Here is a 17,716-nt window from a genome sequence, read left to right as displayed (position 1 = left end):
GCGTCCTGGAGAAGGCCGGCTTCCAGCGGTACGACACCACCCCGGCCCAGGACAACGAAGGCACCGCCCGCTTCAGGACCACCCGGCCCACCCCACGCAAGTAGGCCCCGTGTGGGCCGGCGGCACCGCCGCCGGCCCACCGGCAGCGGAAGCGACCCACAGCCCTGGACGATGGGCTGCTGATCGAGTGGCACGGTCGCAGGGCCCGCCGTGTGGGCCCTGCGACCCGGCCGAGTCATGACCGCGCACGGCGAGCCCGGAGTCTACTTTGCCGGACGTCCGGGGGCAGGACGGGTGACCGACGCGATGGGTGGACAGGGCCGCCGCCCCGGTGGCCCCCGGCAGCCGCATGAGCTGCTTGCTCGGTGCGGCGAGGGAGAAGGCCTGGCCGCCGCCGGGGCAACCGCCCGAACATTCAACAAAACATCGAGGCCGAAGGAGCCGCAGGACGACAGACGCCGAAAATCGGGCGCCCCGAACGGCCCCGCGCGGGCAGGATGCTTCGGCATGGAACGCTCCCTCATCAGCACCCTCGCCCACGTCGACCATCCCATCGCGGCGCCGCTGTTCGACGGATCCGTCCGTACGTTGCTCGACCGGGCGTTGCCCCGGGGGGACGAGCGGGTACTCGACCTCGGGTGTGCCGAGGCGGCCTGGCTGCTGTCTGCGCTGGCCGGGCGCCCCGGCCTGCGGGCGGACGGGGTCGACGTCAACGCGTCCGCCCTGGCCAAGGGGCGCGCGGCGGCCGACGCGGCGGGCCTCGGCGACCGGCTGACGCTGCACACCGGGGACGCGACGGCGTTCGAGGCGCCGCAGCCGTACGACCTGGTGCTGTGCGTGGGGGCTACGCACGCGTTCGGCGGACTGCTGCCGGCCCTGGAAGCCGCGCGCGGCCATCTCGCGCCGGGCGGCAGCGTGCTGGTCGGCGACGGCTTCTGGGAGCGTAAGCCGGGGCCGGAGACGCTGGCCGCCGGGTTCGAGGCGGACGAGTACACCGACCTCGCCACAACCGTCGAGCGGATCTCAGCGGCAGGTTGGACCCCGGTCTACGGGCATGTCAGCACGTTGGCGGAGTGGGACGCGTACGAATGGTCGTGGACCGGGTCACTGTCGCGCTGGGCGCTCGAGCACCCCGACCACCCGGACGCAGCCGAGGCCTTGGATATCGCCCGCACTCATCGGAACGAGTGGCTGCGCGGATACCGGGGGACGCTCGGGTTCGTGACGTTGCAGGTCAGGGCGACGGCGTCCTGGTGACGCATCAGGCAGCGTTCGCCCGGCTGACTACCTCGCGAAGGCGGTTGTCGGCGGTGTGCTCGTTCCGCCAGATCATGTAGCGGCGGACCAGGCCGTCGCCGCCTTGAGGCCGGCGAATCTCCCACTGCGAATCGTCGGGGGGGTGCCTTTCGGATCATGCCTGTCTACGATGACCGGCATGGTGCGTGCCCTGGTACTGATCGACCTGATGCCCCGTATCGTCGCCTTGCCGCTCGCCCCGCACTCAGGGGAGGAGGTGCTGGAGCGCTGTCGCGCATTGGCGAAGGCCTTCCGCGCTTCGGGTGAACCGGTGGTTGCGGTGCGGGTGGAGCGGCCGAACGTCGAAGAACAGCCCCCGGGCAGCGACTTCGCCCAAGGCTTGGTCGAGGACGGCGACGTGGTGGTGGTCAAGCGCACCATCGGTGCCTTCCACGGGACCGGACTCGACGACCGGCTGCGCGAGCGGGGTGTGGACACGGTGGTGGTGGCCGGGCTGGTGACCACCATGGGAGTCGAGTCGACGGCCCGGGCGGCGAGTGACCACGGCTACGCGGTGGAGTTCGTCGCCGACGCGATGTCGGGGCCGGCCGCTGACGAGCACCGATTCGCGGTGGAGCGGGTCTTCCCCCGGTTCGGCGACGTGCGGTCGGTCGCGGACTACAGCTGAGGGACGCCGTCGATTCCCCCGGGCTCCCGGCCAGGCACCTGGCCGGGAGCCCCGCAGCGGCGGTTCAGTGCTCGCAGAGGGAGAACTCCCGTTCGTAGAGCTGCTCGTTGTGCTCGTCGACGAAGAACTTCCGTTCCTTCATGAGTTCTTCGCGGTACGTCTTGGCCTGCTCGAGCGTCATGGTCGAGGTGTCGGCCCAGGGCTGCTGCGGCGGCACGTCGGAGGTCGAGACGATCCGCTCGGCCGGGTCGACCAGGAAGAACGCGAGGATCTTGCGGTGCCCCGGACGGGTGGCATCCGCCAGGCGGAACGCGTCGACACGGTGCTGCAGGACGTTGGGGAACGCCAGGCAGCGGCCCGCCGGGGTCGGTACCGAGCCCAGCACCTGGTTCAGCGCGTCCTCGTTCTCCAGGCCGTAGACCTCGCGCATCCCGGCGTCGTCGTTCTGCTCGTAGTCCGGGTCGTCGAGTGCGGCCCGGAATCCCAGCCGGCTTTCGGTGATGTTCTCGCTGTCCCAGTAGTAGATGCCGGTCGAGACGATCCGCTCGTTCAGCATGCCCTCGACGTGCCAGGAGCCGCCGGGGTACTCGGGCTTGTCCGGGGTGAGGTGGACGGTGGCGAGCTTGACGATGACCTGGAGTCGGCGGCCGCGCAGGTCGACCCGGTCGGATGCGTCGGGCAGCGCGGGCGGGGTGAAGACCGGGGCGTCCGGGACGACCGGGCGGCGGTTCTCCCACCAGGCCTCATAGGCGTCCGACCAGGCGGCACGGGCCTCCATGTAGGCCGCGTTGTCACTGTAGGACGACTGGCGCGGATACTCCGGCTCCGCCTCGTACCAGCCGTAGGGATCGGCCTCGATCCGCAGGGGACGCGGGTGCCGCAGATCGGTGAGCACGTTCTCGAACAGCGGGCGCAGGCGCGCGAACACGTCCGGCAGGACGGAGGCGAGTGCGCGGTGCGCCTCGGGGTGGACGTTGTTCACGTACGAGCGGAAGGCGACGGCGCCGTCGTCGCTGACGTCGACGTCCGTGGGCAGCCACTGGAACCTCTCCGAGAACTCGTACTTCGCGTAGTGCTTCGCCGGGTTCTGCCAGGCCCGCTCCGGCCCTCCGCTCACGTCCCGCACGAGGCAGAACAGTGAGGGGTGTACGAGGTCCAGGACCTGGCCGTCGGATCCGGGATGCCAGTCCTGCTCCGCTTCGGGGACCTCTTCCAGGACGCGTACCGCCTCGCGCAGCCGGGACCTGAGCTGCTCGTCGACGAGGGTGTCCGACTGCCAGACGCCGTCGACCGCGGACACCTCGATGCCGGTCCGCTCGTCGCGCAGTGCGGCGTAGTGCGCCAACTCGGCCAGCACGTAGCGCACCTGCGCCTCGGTGAGGCCCTGCGCCACCGCTTCCTGCGTCCACCTGGCCGCGATGTCGGCGTCGTTCATCTTGTCGAACCACGCGGGCTTGGCGCGCAGGTGCGAGCTGCACTGCATCATCTGCAGTTCCCGCAGTGTCCTGGGCGTCGCGAACGCCGGGGAGCGGGAGCTCTGGAAGGGCAGCGGGAAGGGGGACAGGCCGGTCACTACTGGTGGTCCTCACGGTCGGTGTGCGGTGCCGGGAAGAATAGCCCGCCCCACTGACACCGCAGCGGCGGCCCCGGGGCGGGGGCGACCGCCGCCGTCCCCGGACCGTGCGGTGAGGCATTGTCACCCCTCGAGGGCGGCTGCCGCCTCGCCTGTCGGACGGAGTGGCAATCGGGTCGTCGCCCCTCCTCCTGCTCCGGTAGGTGGATGCTCCACGTGCGGAGGGGCCCGCGCCCCCGAGCGCGAGCCCGGAGTGCGCGGTGATGCGCAATGATGTTGCCTACTATCGTCCGTAGTTGACGTGACGTGCGGATCCGGTCTGGGGGGCTTCCTGTGAACGATGCGGTCGAATTGGCGGACATGATCGCGCAGTTGCGCCGCGAGCTGAGCCGGGCGATGTCCGACGGCGAGGACTCCGACCTGAAGTTCAAGGCGGAGCGCGTGGAACTGGAGCTGACCGTGGGAGTGGAGCGGTCCCGTGAACCGGGCGTGAAGGTGAAGTTCTGGGTGTTCGACGCCGGCGCCTCGGCGAAGCGCTCGGCCACGGTCACCCAGAAGCTCGCCCTGACGCTCCAGCCAGTGCGGGCCGACGCGCCGGGGCAGGTGGCCCTGATCTCCGGGGACGAGCTGCTCGGTGAGGACTGACGCCCCCGCCGGGCGCGGCGGACTGGACCCGCACCGCATCGCCGAGGTCATCGTCACCACCTCAGCCGGGGGCGGGCGGCGCGGCTCGGGGTACCGGGTCGGTGAGGCGGCGGTGCTGACCGCCTTCCACGTGGTGGCCGGGGCCGCGGCGGTGCGGGTGCGTTTCGACGCCGACCGGCCGGGCCAGTGGGCCGCCGAGGCGGAGCTCGCCTGGTCGGATCCGGGCACCGACGTGGCGGTGCTGAGCTTCACACCGCCGGCGGGCGCGGCGCCCGTGCCGCCCGCGCGGTTCGGCCGCATCGGCGACGACCGCCACGCCGTCGTCGACGTCCACGCGGCGGGCTTCCCCCTGTGGAAGCGCCGGCGCGGCGCCGACGGCAGGCAGTTCCGGGAACTGCACCAGGCCGACGGGACGGTGGCGGCCCTGTCCAACCTGCGGACGGGCACCCTGGAGATCACGGTGCCGGTGGCGGCCGCGGACCCCGACCCCTCCGTGTCGCCGTGGTCCGGCATGTCCGGGGCCGCCGTATGGGCGGGGCCGTACCTCGTCGGAGTGGTGGCCGAACACCACCGCGGCGAAGGGCTGGGCCGGCTGACCGCGGTCCGCGTCGACCACACGCTGCACGGTGTCTCCGAGGCCCGCCGGGCGGAGCTGGCCGCACTCCTGGCGATCCCCGATCCGGCGGCGCTTGCGGACGTGGGCGCCGAGCCGCCCGGTCCGGACGAGCCCTCCGCGCCGGCCGCGTCGAAGGTCATCGGGCTGCCGGTGGCACACGGACTGGAGCTGTTCAAGGACCGCACCGAGGCGCGGGACCTGATCGGCCGCCACCTCGCCAACCCCGCCATCCGCATGGTGACCGTCACGGGACGCCGCGGCATCGGCAAGAGCGCGGTCGCCGCCAAGGTCATGGAGATGCTGGAACGCGGCGAGTGGCCGGGCCGCGTGCAGGCGCCGCTTCCGGCGGGCCTCGTCAACCTGAGCACCCGCACCTCCGGGGTCTCCCTCGAACGCCTCTACTTCGACTGCGCCCGCGCCCTCGGCCCCGCAGACGAAGCACGCCTGCTGGAGGTCTGGGCCGCCGACCGGCCCGTCCCCGACAAGATCGGCGAACTGTTCGCCGCGATGGGCGACCGGCTCTTCGTCGTCCTGGTCGACAACCTGGAGGACCGGCTCCTGGACGACGGCCGGCTCGACGACGAGGAGCTCGACGCCTTCTTCGACTGCCTCTTCAGGGCGCGCACCGCACCACGGCTGCTGATCACCTCACAGCTGCCGCTACGACTCCCGCCCGAGCTGCGCCGGTTCGCCGCCGAGGTCGAGCTGTCCGACGGGCTGCCGCCCGCCGAGTCGGTCGCGCTGCTGCGCGAACTCGACCAGGACGGCGGCCTCGGAGTGGCGCGGCTGTCGGACGAGGAGCTGCTCCGGGCGGCGGTCCGGGTCCACGGGGTGCCGCGCGCACTGGAGCTGCTGGTGGGCGCGATGGCCGACGACACGCTGATGCTGCCGAGCCTGGAGGACGTGCTGGAGGACTTCCCCCTGCGCGGTGACGTGGTCGCCGGCCTGGCCGAGGACCGCTACCGGCGGCTCGGCGCCGACAGCCGCAGCGTGCTGAACGTCCTCGCGGTGCTGCGCACTCCCGCCCCCCGGGAGGCGGTCGAGTGGATCGCCGGCGGCCTCGCCCCCGCCCTCGACGTGCCGGCCGCCCTGTCCGGGCTGCTGAGGACGCGCATGGTTTCCGTGGACCGGGGAACCCGCACGTTTGCGCTGCACCCGATGGACGCCGACCTCGCGTACGGCGCCCTTCCGGGCGAAGGGCCGCTGGGGCGGCAGGCGTTGGAGCTGCGGGCGGCCGAGTGGTACGCGCGCACTGCCCCGCAGCGCCGGGACTGGCGCACGCTGGACGACGTACAGGCGCACCGGCGGGCGTTCGGCCACCGGGTGCGGGCCGGGGACATGGACGGCGCCGCGCTGGTCCTCGGTGCCATCGGGCCATGGATGGTCCGGCACGGCTCCGCCCTCGCGGCGATCTCGATGCACCTGATATTGGAGGAACAAGTGACCGACGACCGGGCACGTCTGGCCCATCTCATCAGCTTCGGGCACGCCCGGTTGAGCGCCGGCCCGCTGCCGCACGCGCTCGAACTCTTCACGGAGGCCGCCGAGGTGGCCGAACGCCTCGAGGACCGCCGGGTGCTCCAGGAAGCCGTGTTCGGCCTCGGTGACGCGTACCGGCAGCTGGGCCGCCTCAAGGAGGCCACGGGCCCGCTGACCCGGGCCGGCGAGCTGGCCCGGCAGAACGGCGACGCGGAGGCCGAGGCCCACGCCGTCCTCAGCCTCAGCCTCGCCCACAGCACCCTCGGCGACGGCGAAGCCGCCCTGGCGGGCGCCGACCGGCTGGGCGAAATCGCGGCGGCCTCGGGGGACCGGCTCACCGAGGCGCGCTCCTGGAACGCCCGGTTCACGGCCCTGCTGACCCTGGGCCGCTGGGAGGAGACCATCGCGGCGGGCGGTGAGGCCGTACGCGCCTACGCGGCCGCGGGGGTCGCGGAGGCGACGGACTACGCGCTGAACGCCCAGGGCGTGGCCCTGCTGGCCCTCGGCCGGCCCGAGGAGGCCCTGGCCTTGCTGGCGGAGGCGCTGACCGCGGCCATGGAGAATCCGCGGACCGAGGGCGTCTGCCTGTACAACACCGCCTGGGCGCACTGGACGCTGGGGCGGTACGGGCAGGCCGCCGAGACGGCCGAGCGCGCGGCCGCCTCCTTGGACCGCGCCGGGGCGGCCGAGGCCGCGGCGGCGCAGGCGCTCGCCGAAGCGGCCCGGGCCAGGGCGGTGCCGGCCCCGCGCGAGGCGGCCGACGCCCTGGACCGGGCCGCGCAGAGCGTCGGCCGCAACGTGGAGATGGTCCGTCCGGCCTGGCTCAGCGCGCAGGCGCAGCACCTGCGCGAGGACGCCTGAGGGCGCCCGCCGCACCGGCGGTCGGCCGCCGAGCAGGTCGGCCAGCCATTCGTGACGGAGCGCGGTCTGCCTGGTGCGGTGGGCGAGGAGGCGCACCGCCTCCCGCCGACCTCCTCCGCCACGGCACCGCGTTCGTCCACCGCCTCTACGTCCTGCCCGTGTCCACACCTGGGCCCCCGTCTCCGGGGTGACGCGTGTCGGGTCGGGCGAGTCGGCGCTCACGGTGCCCGGCCCGCTGGTAGTCAGTCAGCTGCGGGTGATCAGGAGGGCTCCCTCCGAGGGCCCGGGACGACCCTGGAGGGAACCCTGATGAGCTGGCCGGTCACCGTGGCAGGTGCGGCGTTGGTGCTGATCGTCCTCCGGGACGTGTTCCACACCCTGTGGCACCCGACCCGCCACGGGGGCCTGAGCCGCCTGGTCATGACCGCGGTCTGGCGCCTGTCGAAGGCGTCCCCGCCCCGCCGGGGCACAGGGCTCGCCGGCCCGGTGGGAATGGCGGCCGTCGTGGCCACCTGGTCGTTGACCGCGGTCCTCGGCTGGGCCCTCGTGTACTGGCCGCACATGCCGGAGGGCTTCACCTACGCGCCCGGCCTGCGGCCCGCCGACCACGCCGGTTTCCTGGACGCGGTGTACGTCTCCCTCGTCCACATCTCCACGCTCGGTCTGGGAGACATCGCTCCCGCCGAAGGGTGGCTGAGGGTCGCCGCCCCGCTGGAGGCCTTGGCCGGATTCGCGCTGCTGAGCGCGACGGTCGCCTGGACGCTGGGCATCTTCCCGGCGTTGGGCCGCCGCCGCGCCCTCGCGCTGCGGATCTCGCATCTGGTCCGTACCCACCCCGCAACGGACCAGGTCGACGCCGACGCGGGTGCCGAGATCCTCGACAGCCTCGCATCGGACATCTCCGTGGTCTGCGTCGACTTCCTGCAGTACGCCGAGTCCTACTACTTCCACGACGGTGACGACGCCATCTCGCTCGCCCACCAGATCGAGGGCGCCATGAAACTGGCGGACCAGGCATCGGCCGCCCGACATCCCGACGTCAGGATGGCGGCGGCCGTGCTGCGTGCCGCTCTGGACGACTTCGCCGCGATCATCGACCACCGCTTCCTGCACACCCACGGGACCGCACGCCAGGTCTTCGGGGCCTTCGCCCGTGATCACGGATACACGCAAGCGGCGTGACGCGTCGGCCGCTGTCAGGAGATGGGATCCGTTTCCGCTACCAGTCGGTAGCGGTGAAGGCTTCCGGCTCCGGGGGCGCCGTTTCGAGGTGAAAGCAACGCGGTGCGGGCAGCGGCGGGAGCCTCTCTCACGATTAGTGTCGGATTTCTGGGTAGAGGCGGCATAAGTACTCATCTGCTGGAGGTCACCATGGCGTCAACGCACCGGGCTCCCATCGAGGAACACCCCGACCTCATCGAGCTGCGTGCCCGGCACGACCGTGCAGCCGCCACCCCGAAGGCCCAGATGGTCGAGGCATGCGCCCTCATCACCGGCTGCTACCTCGCGGCATCGCCCTGGATCGTCGGCTTCAACGGCTTCACCACCCTCGCCGTCACCAACCTGATCGTCGGGATCGCCTACATGCTTCTCCTGGGTGGACTCGGCAACTCCTACGAACGCACCCACTCCATGGCCTGGGCCGCCGCCGCCATGGGCATCTGGACCTGCATCGCGCCCTGGGTCGTGGCCGGCGACGTGGCCCACACACGTTCCATCACCAGCAACCTCATCACCGGCGCCATCGCCACCCTGCTCGCCCTTGCCGCCGCCTCCGGTGCCCGTGATCGTGCCGACTACGGCCAACGCGGCACCGCTTCCACCACCGCGGGGCACCGCATGATGCCGGGCGAACGCTGACGTACAGCCCCACCTCGTGCTCCCCGGCCATGGACGCTCGTGGCCAGCCGCCCGAGCTCTCCCATGGAGCACTGAACGGTCGTCGGCCTCCACATCGGGGCCGACGACCGTAGTGGCTTTGACCTTCGGTATCGCCCCCGACACTCTGGCCGACAGGACCTTCATGCGGGACGGCCGGCGGGTTAAGGTCTCGGGCGTGGACATGCGTACGATCATCGAGGACCTCGCCGGAGAAGCCGAGCAGCAGATCCGCGACCGGGTGTGGGACGTGGCTGCCGTCGACCGCGCCATCGCCGCCAAAGCGGCCGGCGACCTGAGCACCGCCGTCGGACCGCCCCACGTGCAAGAGGCCCTGCCGGTGATCGACCGGCTCGCCCGCCTCCGGGAAGCCCTCGCCGCCCTCGCCCTCTCCCTCGCGCACGTCCACGGCCGCCTGGCCTGGTTCCTCGGCGCGGCCTGTACCGCCCTCACCCCCGTCCTCCACTGGCGCGCCCTGGCCGCCGAAGACGGGCCCACCTTCGGCGCCGTCCAAGCCACGGCTCAGCAGTACGAGGACGCCGAACATGCCGTCCGCCGACTCTGCGCCGCCCTGACCCACATCACCACAGGCTGACCTCGTGCGCGCGTGCCGCTCCGGAAGGCCGTTAACCCGCCGCCACGACCTGGCCGGCCGTGACCTGGGGAGGCTCGGGGAGCAGGGACGCGAGGCTGTCCCGTACGAATTCAGCCGCCCTCTTGATCGACTCTTCGGCTCCGGCCCGGTCTTCGAAGACGCTGGTGGAGACCATCACTCCGCCCCCCGCGTCAATCCAGTAGTAGGCCACGAATCCGGGGACCTGGCGGAGGAGGGGAACGAATCCCTCGTCCACTCGTCGCCCCGCCTCGGCGGGATCCGTCACCCCTTCGTACCGTCGCACCACTGCGTACATGGCAGATCTCCTTCACGGGATCCCGAGGTCACTTCGCGCGAAACGACATACCCCCCTGCGCGTGTCTCGCTCGCGGGACGTCCGGAAGGCACTCGAACAGGCGCATCGACGGTGCGGCAATGGAGCGGGGTCGGCCCGGGCCCGGCCGCCGAGCCCAAGGGTCGTCCCCTCGTGCTCATGGCCGCCCCGGTCGGCGGCTGCCCCTCCCGCTACCAGTTCGCGAACGGGGTCCGCGCTGCCAGCTCGGGGGCGGCTTTGCGCAGTGCGGTTCCGAAATCGGCGGCCAAGCCGGTGAGCAGCTCCAGCGCTGCCGTGCGCGAGAGGACCTCCACGTCGGGGTCCGGGCGCCATGCAGTGCCCGAGACGCATCGGATCTCCGTGGCGTCCCCCCTGGGTTCGAAGGTCAGACACCGCTCGATCCCCTGCCCGTAGAGGTCGATCTCGGCGGAACGGCCCGCCCGGAGACGGGTGATCGCCTCCGGGAGCTGCTCGATCACGGAGGAGAGATCGTACGAGAGGGTGACCGGCCACTCCTCCTGGCCGAAGCCCGAGACGAGGAAGCGGGCATCGGTTTCGGAAAGCAGCTGGCATGCGTCCATGGCCAGCGACTCGTAGTCGTCGGAGAGCTCGACGTCCAGCAGATCGGGCGGCAGTGCCGCCGAAGGGGTCGTGAGGGACATCCTCATGTTCGATTCACCGTCATTTCACGATCGGGAAGGCTGTCTTGTAGGTGCCGTCCGGTTTGGGAACCATGCGCACGTGGGTCGCCTCGACGATGGAACCGTCCGGCTTGATGACGTGGCCCATCCCCGGGGGGATCGGCACTTCGCGTACCCCGGCATGCGGATCGTGGTGCGCCTTCAGGAACTCCACCGCCTTGGAGTTGTCCAGCCACTGCCCCTGATCATTGCCGGTGGAGCGGGCGCGGTCGGTGAGGCTCTGCGTGTTCTTCGTTCCCGCTCCGTGCTCGCTGAACGTGTGGCCGAAGGTGGGTCGGCTCTTCTCGTTCCAGTTGAGGTCCTCGGTCGCCTTCTTGCAGGGCTTGAGTCCGAGCGGATCCGACCAGGTGTGGGGGTTGGACACGTAGGACCGCGGAGTGGGTGCGGGAGCCAGGCCCAGCGGGTCCGGCGTCAGGTACTGCGCCACCTCCGGGTCGTAATGCCGGAAGTAGTTGTAGTGCAGGCCGGTTTCCGGGTCGAAGTACTGGCCCGGGAATCTGAGGGGGGTGTACGTCGTGCTGCTCGCGGCCCACGTCGTCGTGCCCCACAGGGTGCTGCGCATCCGCCACGCCAGACGGCCCGCATCGTCGATCAGTTCGCTCGGCGTGCCGATCAGATCGGTGACGATGGAGAAGAAGCGCTCGGCGACCGGTTCTTCCGGGGCGTCGGGATCGAGGATGCGCTCGGTCTGGGTCAGGGGGTGCAGGCCGTCGTGGTCCCATGTGAGCGCCACGGGATGGGGCAGCGCCGCGGCGGCGGTCTCCTGTTCGCACAGCAGGCTGTCGTCCCAGACGAACGAGACCTGCTCCACGACCGACACGCCGCTGTCGCACAGGCGCTCCTTGGACACGCGGCGGCCCAGCGCGTCGTACCGGTAGCGCCACACGGAGCCGTCCGGCGTGGTGACGGAGGTCAGCCGGTCCTCGGCGTCCCACGTGTAGCGCCAGGTGTCGGGCTTCCTGGACAGGCGGGTCTTCTGCCGCAGGACGATCCGGCCCTGCGCGTCGCGCTCGTAGCGGACGTTTCCGGCGCGGGTGACGCGCGTGCCCGCGTAGGAGCGGGGGCCGGCCGCGTCCTGCGTCGCGTGGGCGGCCGGCCAGGACGCCTCGGTCTGGTTGCCCACCGCGTCGTAGGTGTAGCGCTCGGTCCAGTTCTCGGCGCGCACTGCCGTGACGCGGCCGGCCGCGTCGAGGTCGAAGCGGCGGCGTCCGCCGAGTGCGTCGTCGATGCCGATCAGGTTGCCGTCCGCCCGGTAGGCGTAGTCGCGGCGCTGGAGTGAGCGCCCGTGGCTGCTGACGCGCTGTTCGGTCAGGCGGCCCATCACGTCGTAGCCCTGCGAGAGCGTGACCCGGCCGACGCGGCGTACGACCTCGTGGCCGGCCGCGTCGCGTTCGAAGGTCATCGTACGGCCGGCGGCGGTGAGGGATTCCCGCCGTCCGGCCGGGTCGTGGCTCCAGGAGCTGACGGCGCCGCTGGGTGTCGTCCTGCCGGTTCGGCGGCCGAGGAGGTCGTACGCGAAGGTGAGGGTGCGGCCGTTGACGGTCTCGGCCACGAGGCGTCCGTGGCGGTCGCGCAGACGGGTGAGGGTGGCGTCGGGGGTCGTCGCCGCAGCGAGTTCGTCGAAGACGTCGTACTCGAAGGTGGTGACGACACCCGCGGCGTCCTTGCGGACGACCTGTCCGAGCGCGTTGTACTGGAATTCGATGCTCTCGCCCAGGCCGTTCGTGCGCGAGACCAGCCTGCCGGCCGGGTCGTAGCCGTAGGCGAGGGTGCGGTCGTCGAAGTCGGTCTCGGCGACGAGCCGCCCGGCGCCGTCGTACTCGTACCTCCATTCGAGGCCCTGCGGGTTCCGGACCCCCGTCAGCCGGAGGTTGGTGTCGTGCGTGAACGCGTACGTGAGCCCGTCCGGGCCGGTGCGGGAGGCGAGGAGGTCGAAATCGGCGTACTCGTACGTGGTGACGCCGCCCAGCGCGTCGGTGTGGCTGGTGCAGTTCCCCTCCCCGTCGTACGTCCAGGAGTGCTCGCTGCCGTCCGCCTCGGTGCGACGGGCGAGGTGCCCCTCCACGGTCCACTCGAACCGGGCCGACGCACCCAATGCGTCGGTGAAGGAGACCGGCCGCCCGAAGCCGTCGCGTTCGATGCGTGTCGTCGCCCCGAGCGGGTCGGTGACCTCGACCTGCAGGCCGGCCTCGTTGCAGCGGACGGCCGTGGTGTGCCCGAGGGCGTCGGTGACGGCGGCGAGGTGGCCCGACCCGTCGTAGGCGAAGTGCGTCGTCGCCCCTGACGGGTCGGTGAGGGAGGTGCGGTTCCCGCGCGCGTCGAAGCTCTGGCGGGTCACCGCTCCGTCCGCGCCCACCGTGCGCACGGGCAGTCCGGATGCGTCGTACTCCGCGCTCAGGGACCGTCCGTCCGGCCTCACCACGGTGGTGAGCCGTCCGGCCTCGTCGTAGGCGAAGCGCTCGACGTGGCCGAGGGGATCGGTACGGGACAGGAGGCGGTTGCGGCGGTCGTGCTCGAAGCGGGTGACCGCACCCAGCGCGTCGATCTCGGCGACGACCCGGGAGCGCTCGTCGACGACGAAGTGCTTGGTGTGCCCGAGACCGTCGGTGAGGGAGTTCGTCCTCAAACCGGTGGCGGGGTCGGTGTCGCCCCACGTGAAGTGGGATTCGACGTGCCCGTGGGTGCCGGACTGGTAGGTGCAGCGGTCGCGGTCGTCGTAGACGTAGTCGTAGTGGTTGCCGTTGGTGTCGGTCCAGGAGGTGATGCGGCCGTGCTCGTCGCAGCCGAAGCGCAGGGGCCGCCCCGAGGAGTTGACGACCTCGGTGAGGTGGCCGTCGGTGTAGCCGTAGCGCAGGATCTCCTGGTCGCTGCCGTCCGGAGCGGCACCCGCGAGGTGCAGGGCGGTGACCCGGCCCTCGGCCGTGGTGACCCTCAGGTGGTAGCCGCCGTGGTGCACGAGGGAGGTGGGGGCGCCCGCCTGGTCGTACTCGAAGACGATCCAGCGGCCGTTGCGGTCGTCGATCTGCGCCAGGAGCGCCAGGTCGTCGCCGTGGTCCTTGAAGTGCAGGACCCGTCCGGTGACCGGATCCGTGATGGTGTAGCCGTCGGCGACCCGGTCCAGGGGCCAGGGCCGGCCGTGGGTGGGCAGGACCGGAACACCGGGTGCCGGATGGGGGTAGGCCAGCAGGCTGCCCTCGTCGCAGCTGAAGACGACGCCCTCGGAGTCGATCTCCAGCCGCTGGTCCACGGTGCTGGCCCAGGTGGGACCGAACCAGCGCCCCGAGCGGCGGGAGGAGTCGAAGGTGCGCTGGAAGACGAGCGGCAGGGATCCGGGCAGCGCGATGTCCGTCTGCGGCAGCAGCATGCGGCCGGTCGCCATGTCGACCGGGTCGCCGTCGCAGACGTTCTCGCGGCACCGGTTGCCGGTGTTGTCCGGGTCCTTCTCGTGGTGCCCGCGGCTGCGGCGCGGTCCTTTGAGGTCGTCGAGGTGCTTGGCGGCCGTGCCGATCTTCTTCAGCGAGCCGAGGCCCTTGGAGCCGATGAGCTCCGGGAGCATCTTGCCGATGCCTTCGGAGGGGTCCTTCATGAACTCGTCGAGCATCTTCTTGCCCGCGCCCCAGGGGTCGTTGGCCAGGGTGACCAGGCCCGCGGCGGTGGAGTTCAGGTTCGTCAGGTACTCGGCGGGGTGGGTGAGGTTGTACAGGTCGAGGGGGTTGAGGGCGCGGGCGAAGTTGACGATCCCGGCCGTGCCCTTGATCACGCCGCCCACCAGGTGGGTGGAGGCGAGGTCGAGGTAGTCCAGGCCGTCGCCGAGCTGCTCGGCGTACGAGGGTTTGGGCGGGGCGGCGTCGCGGGCGGCGCGGACCGCCTTGGCGACGGCCTCGGCGACCTCGTTGCGCTGCTTGCGCGCGTTGTCGAGCTTGTCCTGCGCGGCCGTGGCCATCGCCTTGCCGGGGTCGGCGAAGTCGTCGGAGGGCCGCGGCGGGAGGGGGTCCTTGTTCGCCTTGTAGGCGTCGTTGTACTCCTTGACGAGCTTGTTGTGCGCGCCGCGGGCGTCCTCGGAGGCCTTCTTCGCCTTGTTGTAGTCCTCCAGCGCCTCCTTGGCCTTGCCCTGGGCCCATTCGACGGTGTCGGCGAAGCGGCCCATGGCGTCGGCGGCGTCGCCGAAGGCCTTGGCGGCCTTGAACCAGCGCGGCGGCTCCTTGGCCACCGACTCCCGAAACGCCCGCGCGGCCTCGCCCTTGAGGCCGTCCGGTTCGGTGAGGTTCTTCAGTCCCTCGCCGACGGAGTCGAACGCCTTCTTGAAGTCGTTGAGGTGGCCGACCTGCTCGCGGATCTTCGACGGGCTGCCGTAGACGAGCTTCTTGGGGTCCTCGGTCTGCCCGAGTTCGAGCTCGGCGACGTCCGCACCGAGCTGGTTCGCGGCCGAGCGGCTCTTGTCGCGTATCCAGTCCCCGGCGTCCTCCAGGCCGACCTCGTCGGCGAGGTCGGCGACCTTGTCACCACCCCACTCGACGAAGTCGCCGACCTTCTCCGCACCGTCCTCGACGACGTCCTCGACCGAGTCCGGTACGAAATCCCGCCACCCCATCAGCTACTCCCCCGCTGCCCCCGCCGGAACTCCCCCACCAGACGGCCCGGCCCGCCGCCCCTCTCCCGGCCCGCGGCTATTTCTGCGACCAGTTCCATGCCTTTCATCCCCCTTCAGGGCGCCGGGCACCCTGACAGGGAAGCGTACCTTCGATCACTCGAATGGCCTGATCACGATGTTGACGTGTCGGCGTGTCGGCGTGTCGGGGCGGATCCGGCCGGGCCCGCGGGTGCCGGTCCGGGCGGTGGCGCCGGCGGAGGGCGTGGTCACGCCATTTCCCACACGCCTTTGACCAGTACCGACACGCCGCCGGCCAGGGCCAAGGTCAAGACGAGACGACGCACGCCCGTATCGCGCACCCTCGGGGCCAGCGCCCTGCCGATGAGGGCGCCCGTCACCAGGGCGGCCACGGTCACCGCCCAGCCCGGCCCGCTCAGCCGCGGCACACCGTTGACGGCCACGGAGAAGACGTTCACCGCGATGCCGTAGAACTGCGCATTGGGCACGAACTCGTGGATCGGCCACCTGGCGTTGAGGGCGTACAGCGAGTACGGCGGCCCGCCGACCCCGGCGGCGGAGTTCATGAATCCGCCCACGGCACCCGCGGTCACGGCGCCCCTCGTTCCGGTCAGAGCCGGTATGCGCGCGCCTCCGATCACGAGGGCCACGGCAAGCGTCACCAGAGTCCCGATGCCGGCCAGCAGTACCGGTTCGGAGAGCCGGGCAGCCGCCCACGAGCCCACAGGCACGGTACAGGCGGCAGCGATGACCAAGGGCACCATGGCGCCGATCCGCACCCGTCGCCAACCCGCGGCGAGTCCGACGGTGCTGATGACTCCGGCTGCGCAGTTCGCGAGCACCACCCCCTGTGCGGGGCCGATCACCAGCACGAGCACGGGGACCGCGATGAGCGCGAAGCCCATCCCCGTGAGCCACTGCACCGATGCAGCCACGACGACCGTGCCGCCCAGCATGAGTTCGGCCGCTCCTGCACCCACCACAGCAGACTCCCACCGTCACCCGGATCCGATCGGTCGATCGAACATGCCCGACAGATGAGCGAACGATCGTACGGTAATGGCGGCCTGCCGGGCAGGCGTCATGGTGGCGCCTGCGGGCGGGACCAGCGGACGGGGTGGCCGGCGCGGGTGGGGCAGCGGAGTCGGTGGTCGTGCCCCACCCCCGTGGGGGCACAGCCACCGGACGCCGCGCCTGCGATCCTGCACCCCGGCCGGCGGAAGGCCCCAACCCTTTCGGCCACGGCCGAAGTGCCTGACGCAAAGGGCTCTTGGGAGGGCGCGGGGCAGCGGGGACGATGTCAGCGCTGCTCCCCCAGGAAAGGGCCCGGAGGTCGTCCATGCTGCGCATCGTGTTCACGCCCGAGGACCTGGCCAGAACCCGAGTCGCCGCGACCTGGGGGCCGCTCGGCGAGACGCTGCTGTCCCTGACGACCTTGCAGCAGACGCAGGAACGGGCCCTGTTCGGCACCTGGCGCCGCACGGTCGACGCGGCGTCGGCCGCGCGGAGGCACCCGGCCGCCGCGCTGTTCCACGAGGCGTACCTCGACCTGTTCACCGTCACCGGGGCGGCGGCCACCCTGGAAGAGGGTCTCGAAGCCCTGCGCGCGGCCCGGGCCGACCACCTCCACAGCGAACTCGTCGGAGCAGCGGACGCCCGGCTGCGGTACACCCGCTGCACGGACCCGTGGGCCGGCACCGCGTGGGGAGACATCGCGTACGACCGCGAGGACCGTGACACGCTGCTGGCCTACCTCGCGGACGCCCACCGCTCGGCCGTGGAGCCGTACTGGCCGCGCATCCTGTCCCGGTTGCAGGCCGAGCAGGCCGGCCACGCGCGCACCCTCGCCGAGCACGGCGCCGAGGCCATGCTCGCCGGGCTGCCGCCCGGATTCCGTTGGCGGCCCCCGGTTCTGTCGGTCGGTCAGGGCGCGGTGACCGGCACCGTCGAACTGCGCGGTCGGGGGCTGCTCCTGGTGCCCTCGGTCTTCTGCCGGACCCGGCCGACCACCTACACCCACGAGCTCGACGAGCAGGCGCCCCCCGTACTGTTCGTGCCGGTCATCCGGAGCGTCGCCGACGCCGCCGCGCTGCTGACCACGCCCGAACACGGGCTGGACAAGGCCCTCGCCGCGCTCCTCGGCCGGACGCGCGCCCACGCCCTCGACGCGATCGGCCGGGGGCCGTGCACCACCGGACAACTGGCCGAGCGGATCTCGGCGTCCGCGCCCACCGCCAGCGAGCAGGCGGGCGTTCTGCGCCAAGCCGGCCTCGTCGCCACCACCCGGCACGGAAGTGCGGTCATGCACGCGCTCACCCCGCTGGGCAGGGCCCTCCTCGACGGCCGGCACTTCCAGGCCGCGCCCCTCCAGGCCGCCGCGCGGGTCGGCTCGCCGACACCGTAGAACGTCCCGGGCGCCCGTACCGGTACCGGTGGGGCGCGGACCTCCTGCTTCGTCTGCAGACTCCGGCGTCGTGGCCTGCTCTTTGTTCTTCTTGTCC

13 protein-coding genes and 1 pseudogene are annotated in these 17,716 nt (G+C 71.8%); 8 read left to right on the top strand and 6 right to left on the bottom strand.

Annotation, left to right across the window (positions count from 1 at the left end; genetic code table 11):
• Nucleotides 1-507 precede the first annotated feature (507 nt).
• Nucleotides 508-1,257, top strand: coding sequence for a class I SAM-dependent methyltransferase (locus tag AB0953_RS31565; RefSeq protein ID WP_366862999.1), 750 nt, complete (start codon nt 508-510; stop codon nt 1,255-1,257).
• A 178-nt stretch (nt 1,258-1,435) separates the two neighbouring features.
• Nucleotides 1,436-1,924 (top strand): isochorismatase family protein, encoded by a 489-nt coding sequence (locus tag AB0953_RS31560; protein WP_366862998.1) that lies wholly within the window; start codon nt 1,436-1,438, stop codon nt 1,922-1,924.
• A gap of 64 nt (nt 1,925-1,988) precedes the next feature.
• On the opposite strand, the gene AB0953_RS31555 is transcribed toward AB0953_RS31560, so the two are convergent.
• Complete coding sequence (locus AB0953_RS31555) at nt 1,989-3,497, bottom strand: DUF4246 domain-containing protein (RefSeq protein ID WP_366862997.1); 1,509 nt, start codon at nt 3,495-3,497, stop codon at nt 1,989-1,991.
• Nucleotides 3,498-3,803: 306 nt separating this feature from the next.
• Here AB0953_RS31555 and AB0953_RS31550 point away from each other — a divergent pair, with 306 nt between their 5' ends.
• Entirely contained in the window at nt 3,804-4,142 is a 339-nt protein-coding gene (locus AB0953_RS31550; RefSeq protein ID WP_366862996.1) for a trypco2 family protein, read from the top strand.
• Nucleotides 4,132-7,098 carry a trypsin-like peptidase domain-containing protein gene (locus AB0953_RS31545; RefSeq protein WP_366862995.1) on the top strand — a complete coding sequence of 989 codons (2,967 nt, stop codon included), beginning with the start codon at nt 4,132-4,134 and terminating at the stop codon, nt 7,096-7,098. The genes AB0953_RS31550 and AB0953_RS31545 overlap by 11 nt, the downstream gene beginning before the upstream one ends.
• Here AB0953_RS31545 and AB0953_RS31540 read toward each other — a convergent pair.
• Nucleotides 7,090-7,203: pseudogene (locus tag AB0953_RS31540) on the bottom strand (TetR/AcrR family transcriptional regulator); the annotation flags it as partial. The gene AB0953_RS31545 and the pseudogene AB0953_RS31540 sit on opposite strands and share 9 nt — an antisense overlap.
• Nucleotides 7,204-7,407: 204 nt before the next feature.
• On the opposite strand from AB0953_RS31540, the gene AB0953_RS31535 reads away from it, so the two are divergent.
• From AB0953_RS31535 to AB0953_RS31525, 3 genes are all read left to right on the top strand, one after another.
• Nucleotides 7,408-8,280 (top strand): potassium channel family protein, encoded by an 873-nt coding sequence (locus tag AB0953_RS31535; protein WP_366862994.1) that lies wholly within the window; start codon nt 7,408-7,410, stop codon nt 8,278-8,280.
• A 189-nt stretch (nt 8,281-8,469) separates the two neighbouring features.
• Complete coding sequence (locus tag AB0953_RS31530; RefSeq protein WP_366862993.1) at nt 8,470-8,958, top strand: SPW repeat protein; 489 nt, start codon at nt 8,470-8,472, stop codon at nt 8,956-8,958.
• A gap of 202 nt (nt 8,959-9,160) precedes the next feature.
• A complete protein-coding gene (locus tag AB0953_RS31525) occupies nt 9,161-9,571 on the top strand; it encodes a hypothetical protein (protein WP_366863001.1) in 411 nt (136 codons plus the stop codon).
• A gap of 31 nt (nt 9,572-9,602) precedes the next feature.
• Here AB0953_RS31525 and AB0953_RS31520 read toward each other — a convergent pair whose 3' ends face one another.
• From AB0953_RS31520 to AB0953_RS31505, 4 genes are all read right to left on the bottom strand, one after another.
• Nucleotides 9,603-9,887 carry a hypothetical protein gene (locus AB0953_RS31520; RefSeq protein ID WP_366862992.1) on the bottom strand — a complete coding sequence of 95 codons (285 nt, stop codon included), beginning with the start codon at nt 9,885-9,887 and terminating at the stop codon, nt 9,603-9,605.
• Between the two features lie 209 nt (nt 9,888-10,096).
• Nucleotides 10,097-10,573, bottom strand: coding sequence for a hypothetical protein (locus AB0953_RS31515; protein WP_366862991.1), 477 nt, complete (start codon nt 10,571-10,573; stop codon nt 10,097-10,099).
• A gap of 13 nt (nt 10,574-10,586) precedes the next feature.
• The gene (locus AB0953_RS31510) at nt 10,587-15,197 is read right to left on the bottom strand and encodes a putative T7SS-secreted protein (protein WP_366862990.1); all 4,611 of its coding nucleotides are present in this window, start codon (nt 15,195-15,197) and stop codon (nt 10,587-10,589) included.
• 266 nt (nt 15,198-15,463) lie between these two features.
• Complete coding sequence (locus tag AB0953_RS31505) at nt 15,464-16,171, bottom strand: sulfite exporter TauE/SafE family protein (RefSeq protein ID WP_366862989.1); 708 nt, start codon at nt 16,169-16,171, stop codon at nt 15,464-15,466.
• A gap of 383 nt (nt 16,172-16,554) precedes the next feature.
• On the opposite strand from AB0953_RS31505, the gene AB0953_RS31500 reads away from it, so the two are divergent.
• Nucleotides 16,555-17,619: a winged helix-turn-helix domain-containing protein gene (locus tag AB0953_RS31500; RefSeq protein ID WP_366862988.1), complete on the top strand. Its 1,065-nt coding sequence runs from the start codon at nt 16,555-16,557 to the stop codon at nt 17,617-17,619.
• Nucleotides 17,620-17,716: the final 97 nt, after the last annotated feature.

It is taken from the genome of Streptomyces sp. NPDC046866 (genome assembly GCF_040704625.1).
In the GTDB taxonomy this organism is placed as follows: Bacteria; Actinomycetota; Actinomycetes; order Streptomycetales; family Streptomycetaceae; genus Streptomyces.
The sequence above is the reverse complement of the archived record's forward strand: the minus strand, read 5'-3'. Positions and strand labels throughout refer to the sequence as shown.

What these genes read in the sequence shown, in the direction of transcription:
- AB0953_RS31565 (WP_366862999.1), top strand. Translation starts at nt 508, where the DNA reads ATGGAACGCTCCCTCATCAGCACCCTCGCCCACGTCGACCATCCCATC.
- AB0953_RS31530 (WP_366862993.1), top strand. Translation starts at nt 8,470, where the DNA reads ATGGCGTCAACGCACCGGGCTCCCATCGAGGAACACCCCGACCTCATC.
- AB0953_RS31520 (WP_366862992.1), bottom strand. Translation starts at nt 9,887, where the DNA reads ATGTACGCAGTGGTGCGACGGTACGAAGGGGTGACGGATCCCGCCGAG.
- AB0953_RS31515 (WP_366862991.1), bottom strand. Translation starts at nt 10,573, where the DNA reads ATGAGGATGTCCCTCACGACCCCTTCGGCGGCACTGCCGCCCGATCTG.
- AB0953_RS31505 (WP_366862989.1), bottom strand. Translation starts at nt 16,171, where the DNA reads ATGCTGGGCGGCACGGTCGTCGTGGCTGCATCGGTGCAGTGGCTCACG.
- AB0953_RS31560 (WP_366862998.1), top strand. Translation starts at nt 1,436, where the DNA reads ATGGTGCGTGCCCTGGTACTGATCGACCTGATGCCCCGTATCGTCGCC.
- AB0953_RS31525 (WP_366863001.1), top strand. Translation starts at nt 9,161, where the DNA reads ATGCGTACGATCATCGAGGACCTCGCCGGAGAAGCCGAGCAGCAGATC.
- AB0953_RS31500 (WP_366862988.1), top strand. Translation starts at nt 16,555, where the DNA reads ATGCTGCGCATCGTGTTCACGCCCGAGGACCTGGCCAGAACCCGAGTC.
- AB0953_RS31510 (WP_366862990.1), bottom strand. Translation starts at nt 15,197, where the DNA reads ATGGGGTGGCGGGATTTCGTACCGGACTCGGTCGAGGACGTCGTCGAG.
- AB0953_RS31535 (WP_366862994.1), top strand. Translation starts at nt 7,408, where the DNA reads ATGAGCTGGCCGGTCACCGTGGCAGGTGCGGCGTTGGTGCTGATCGTC.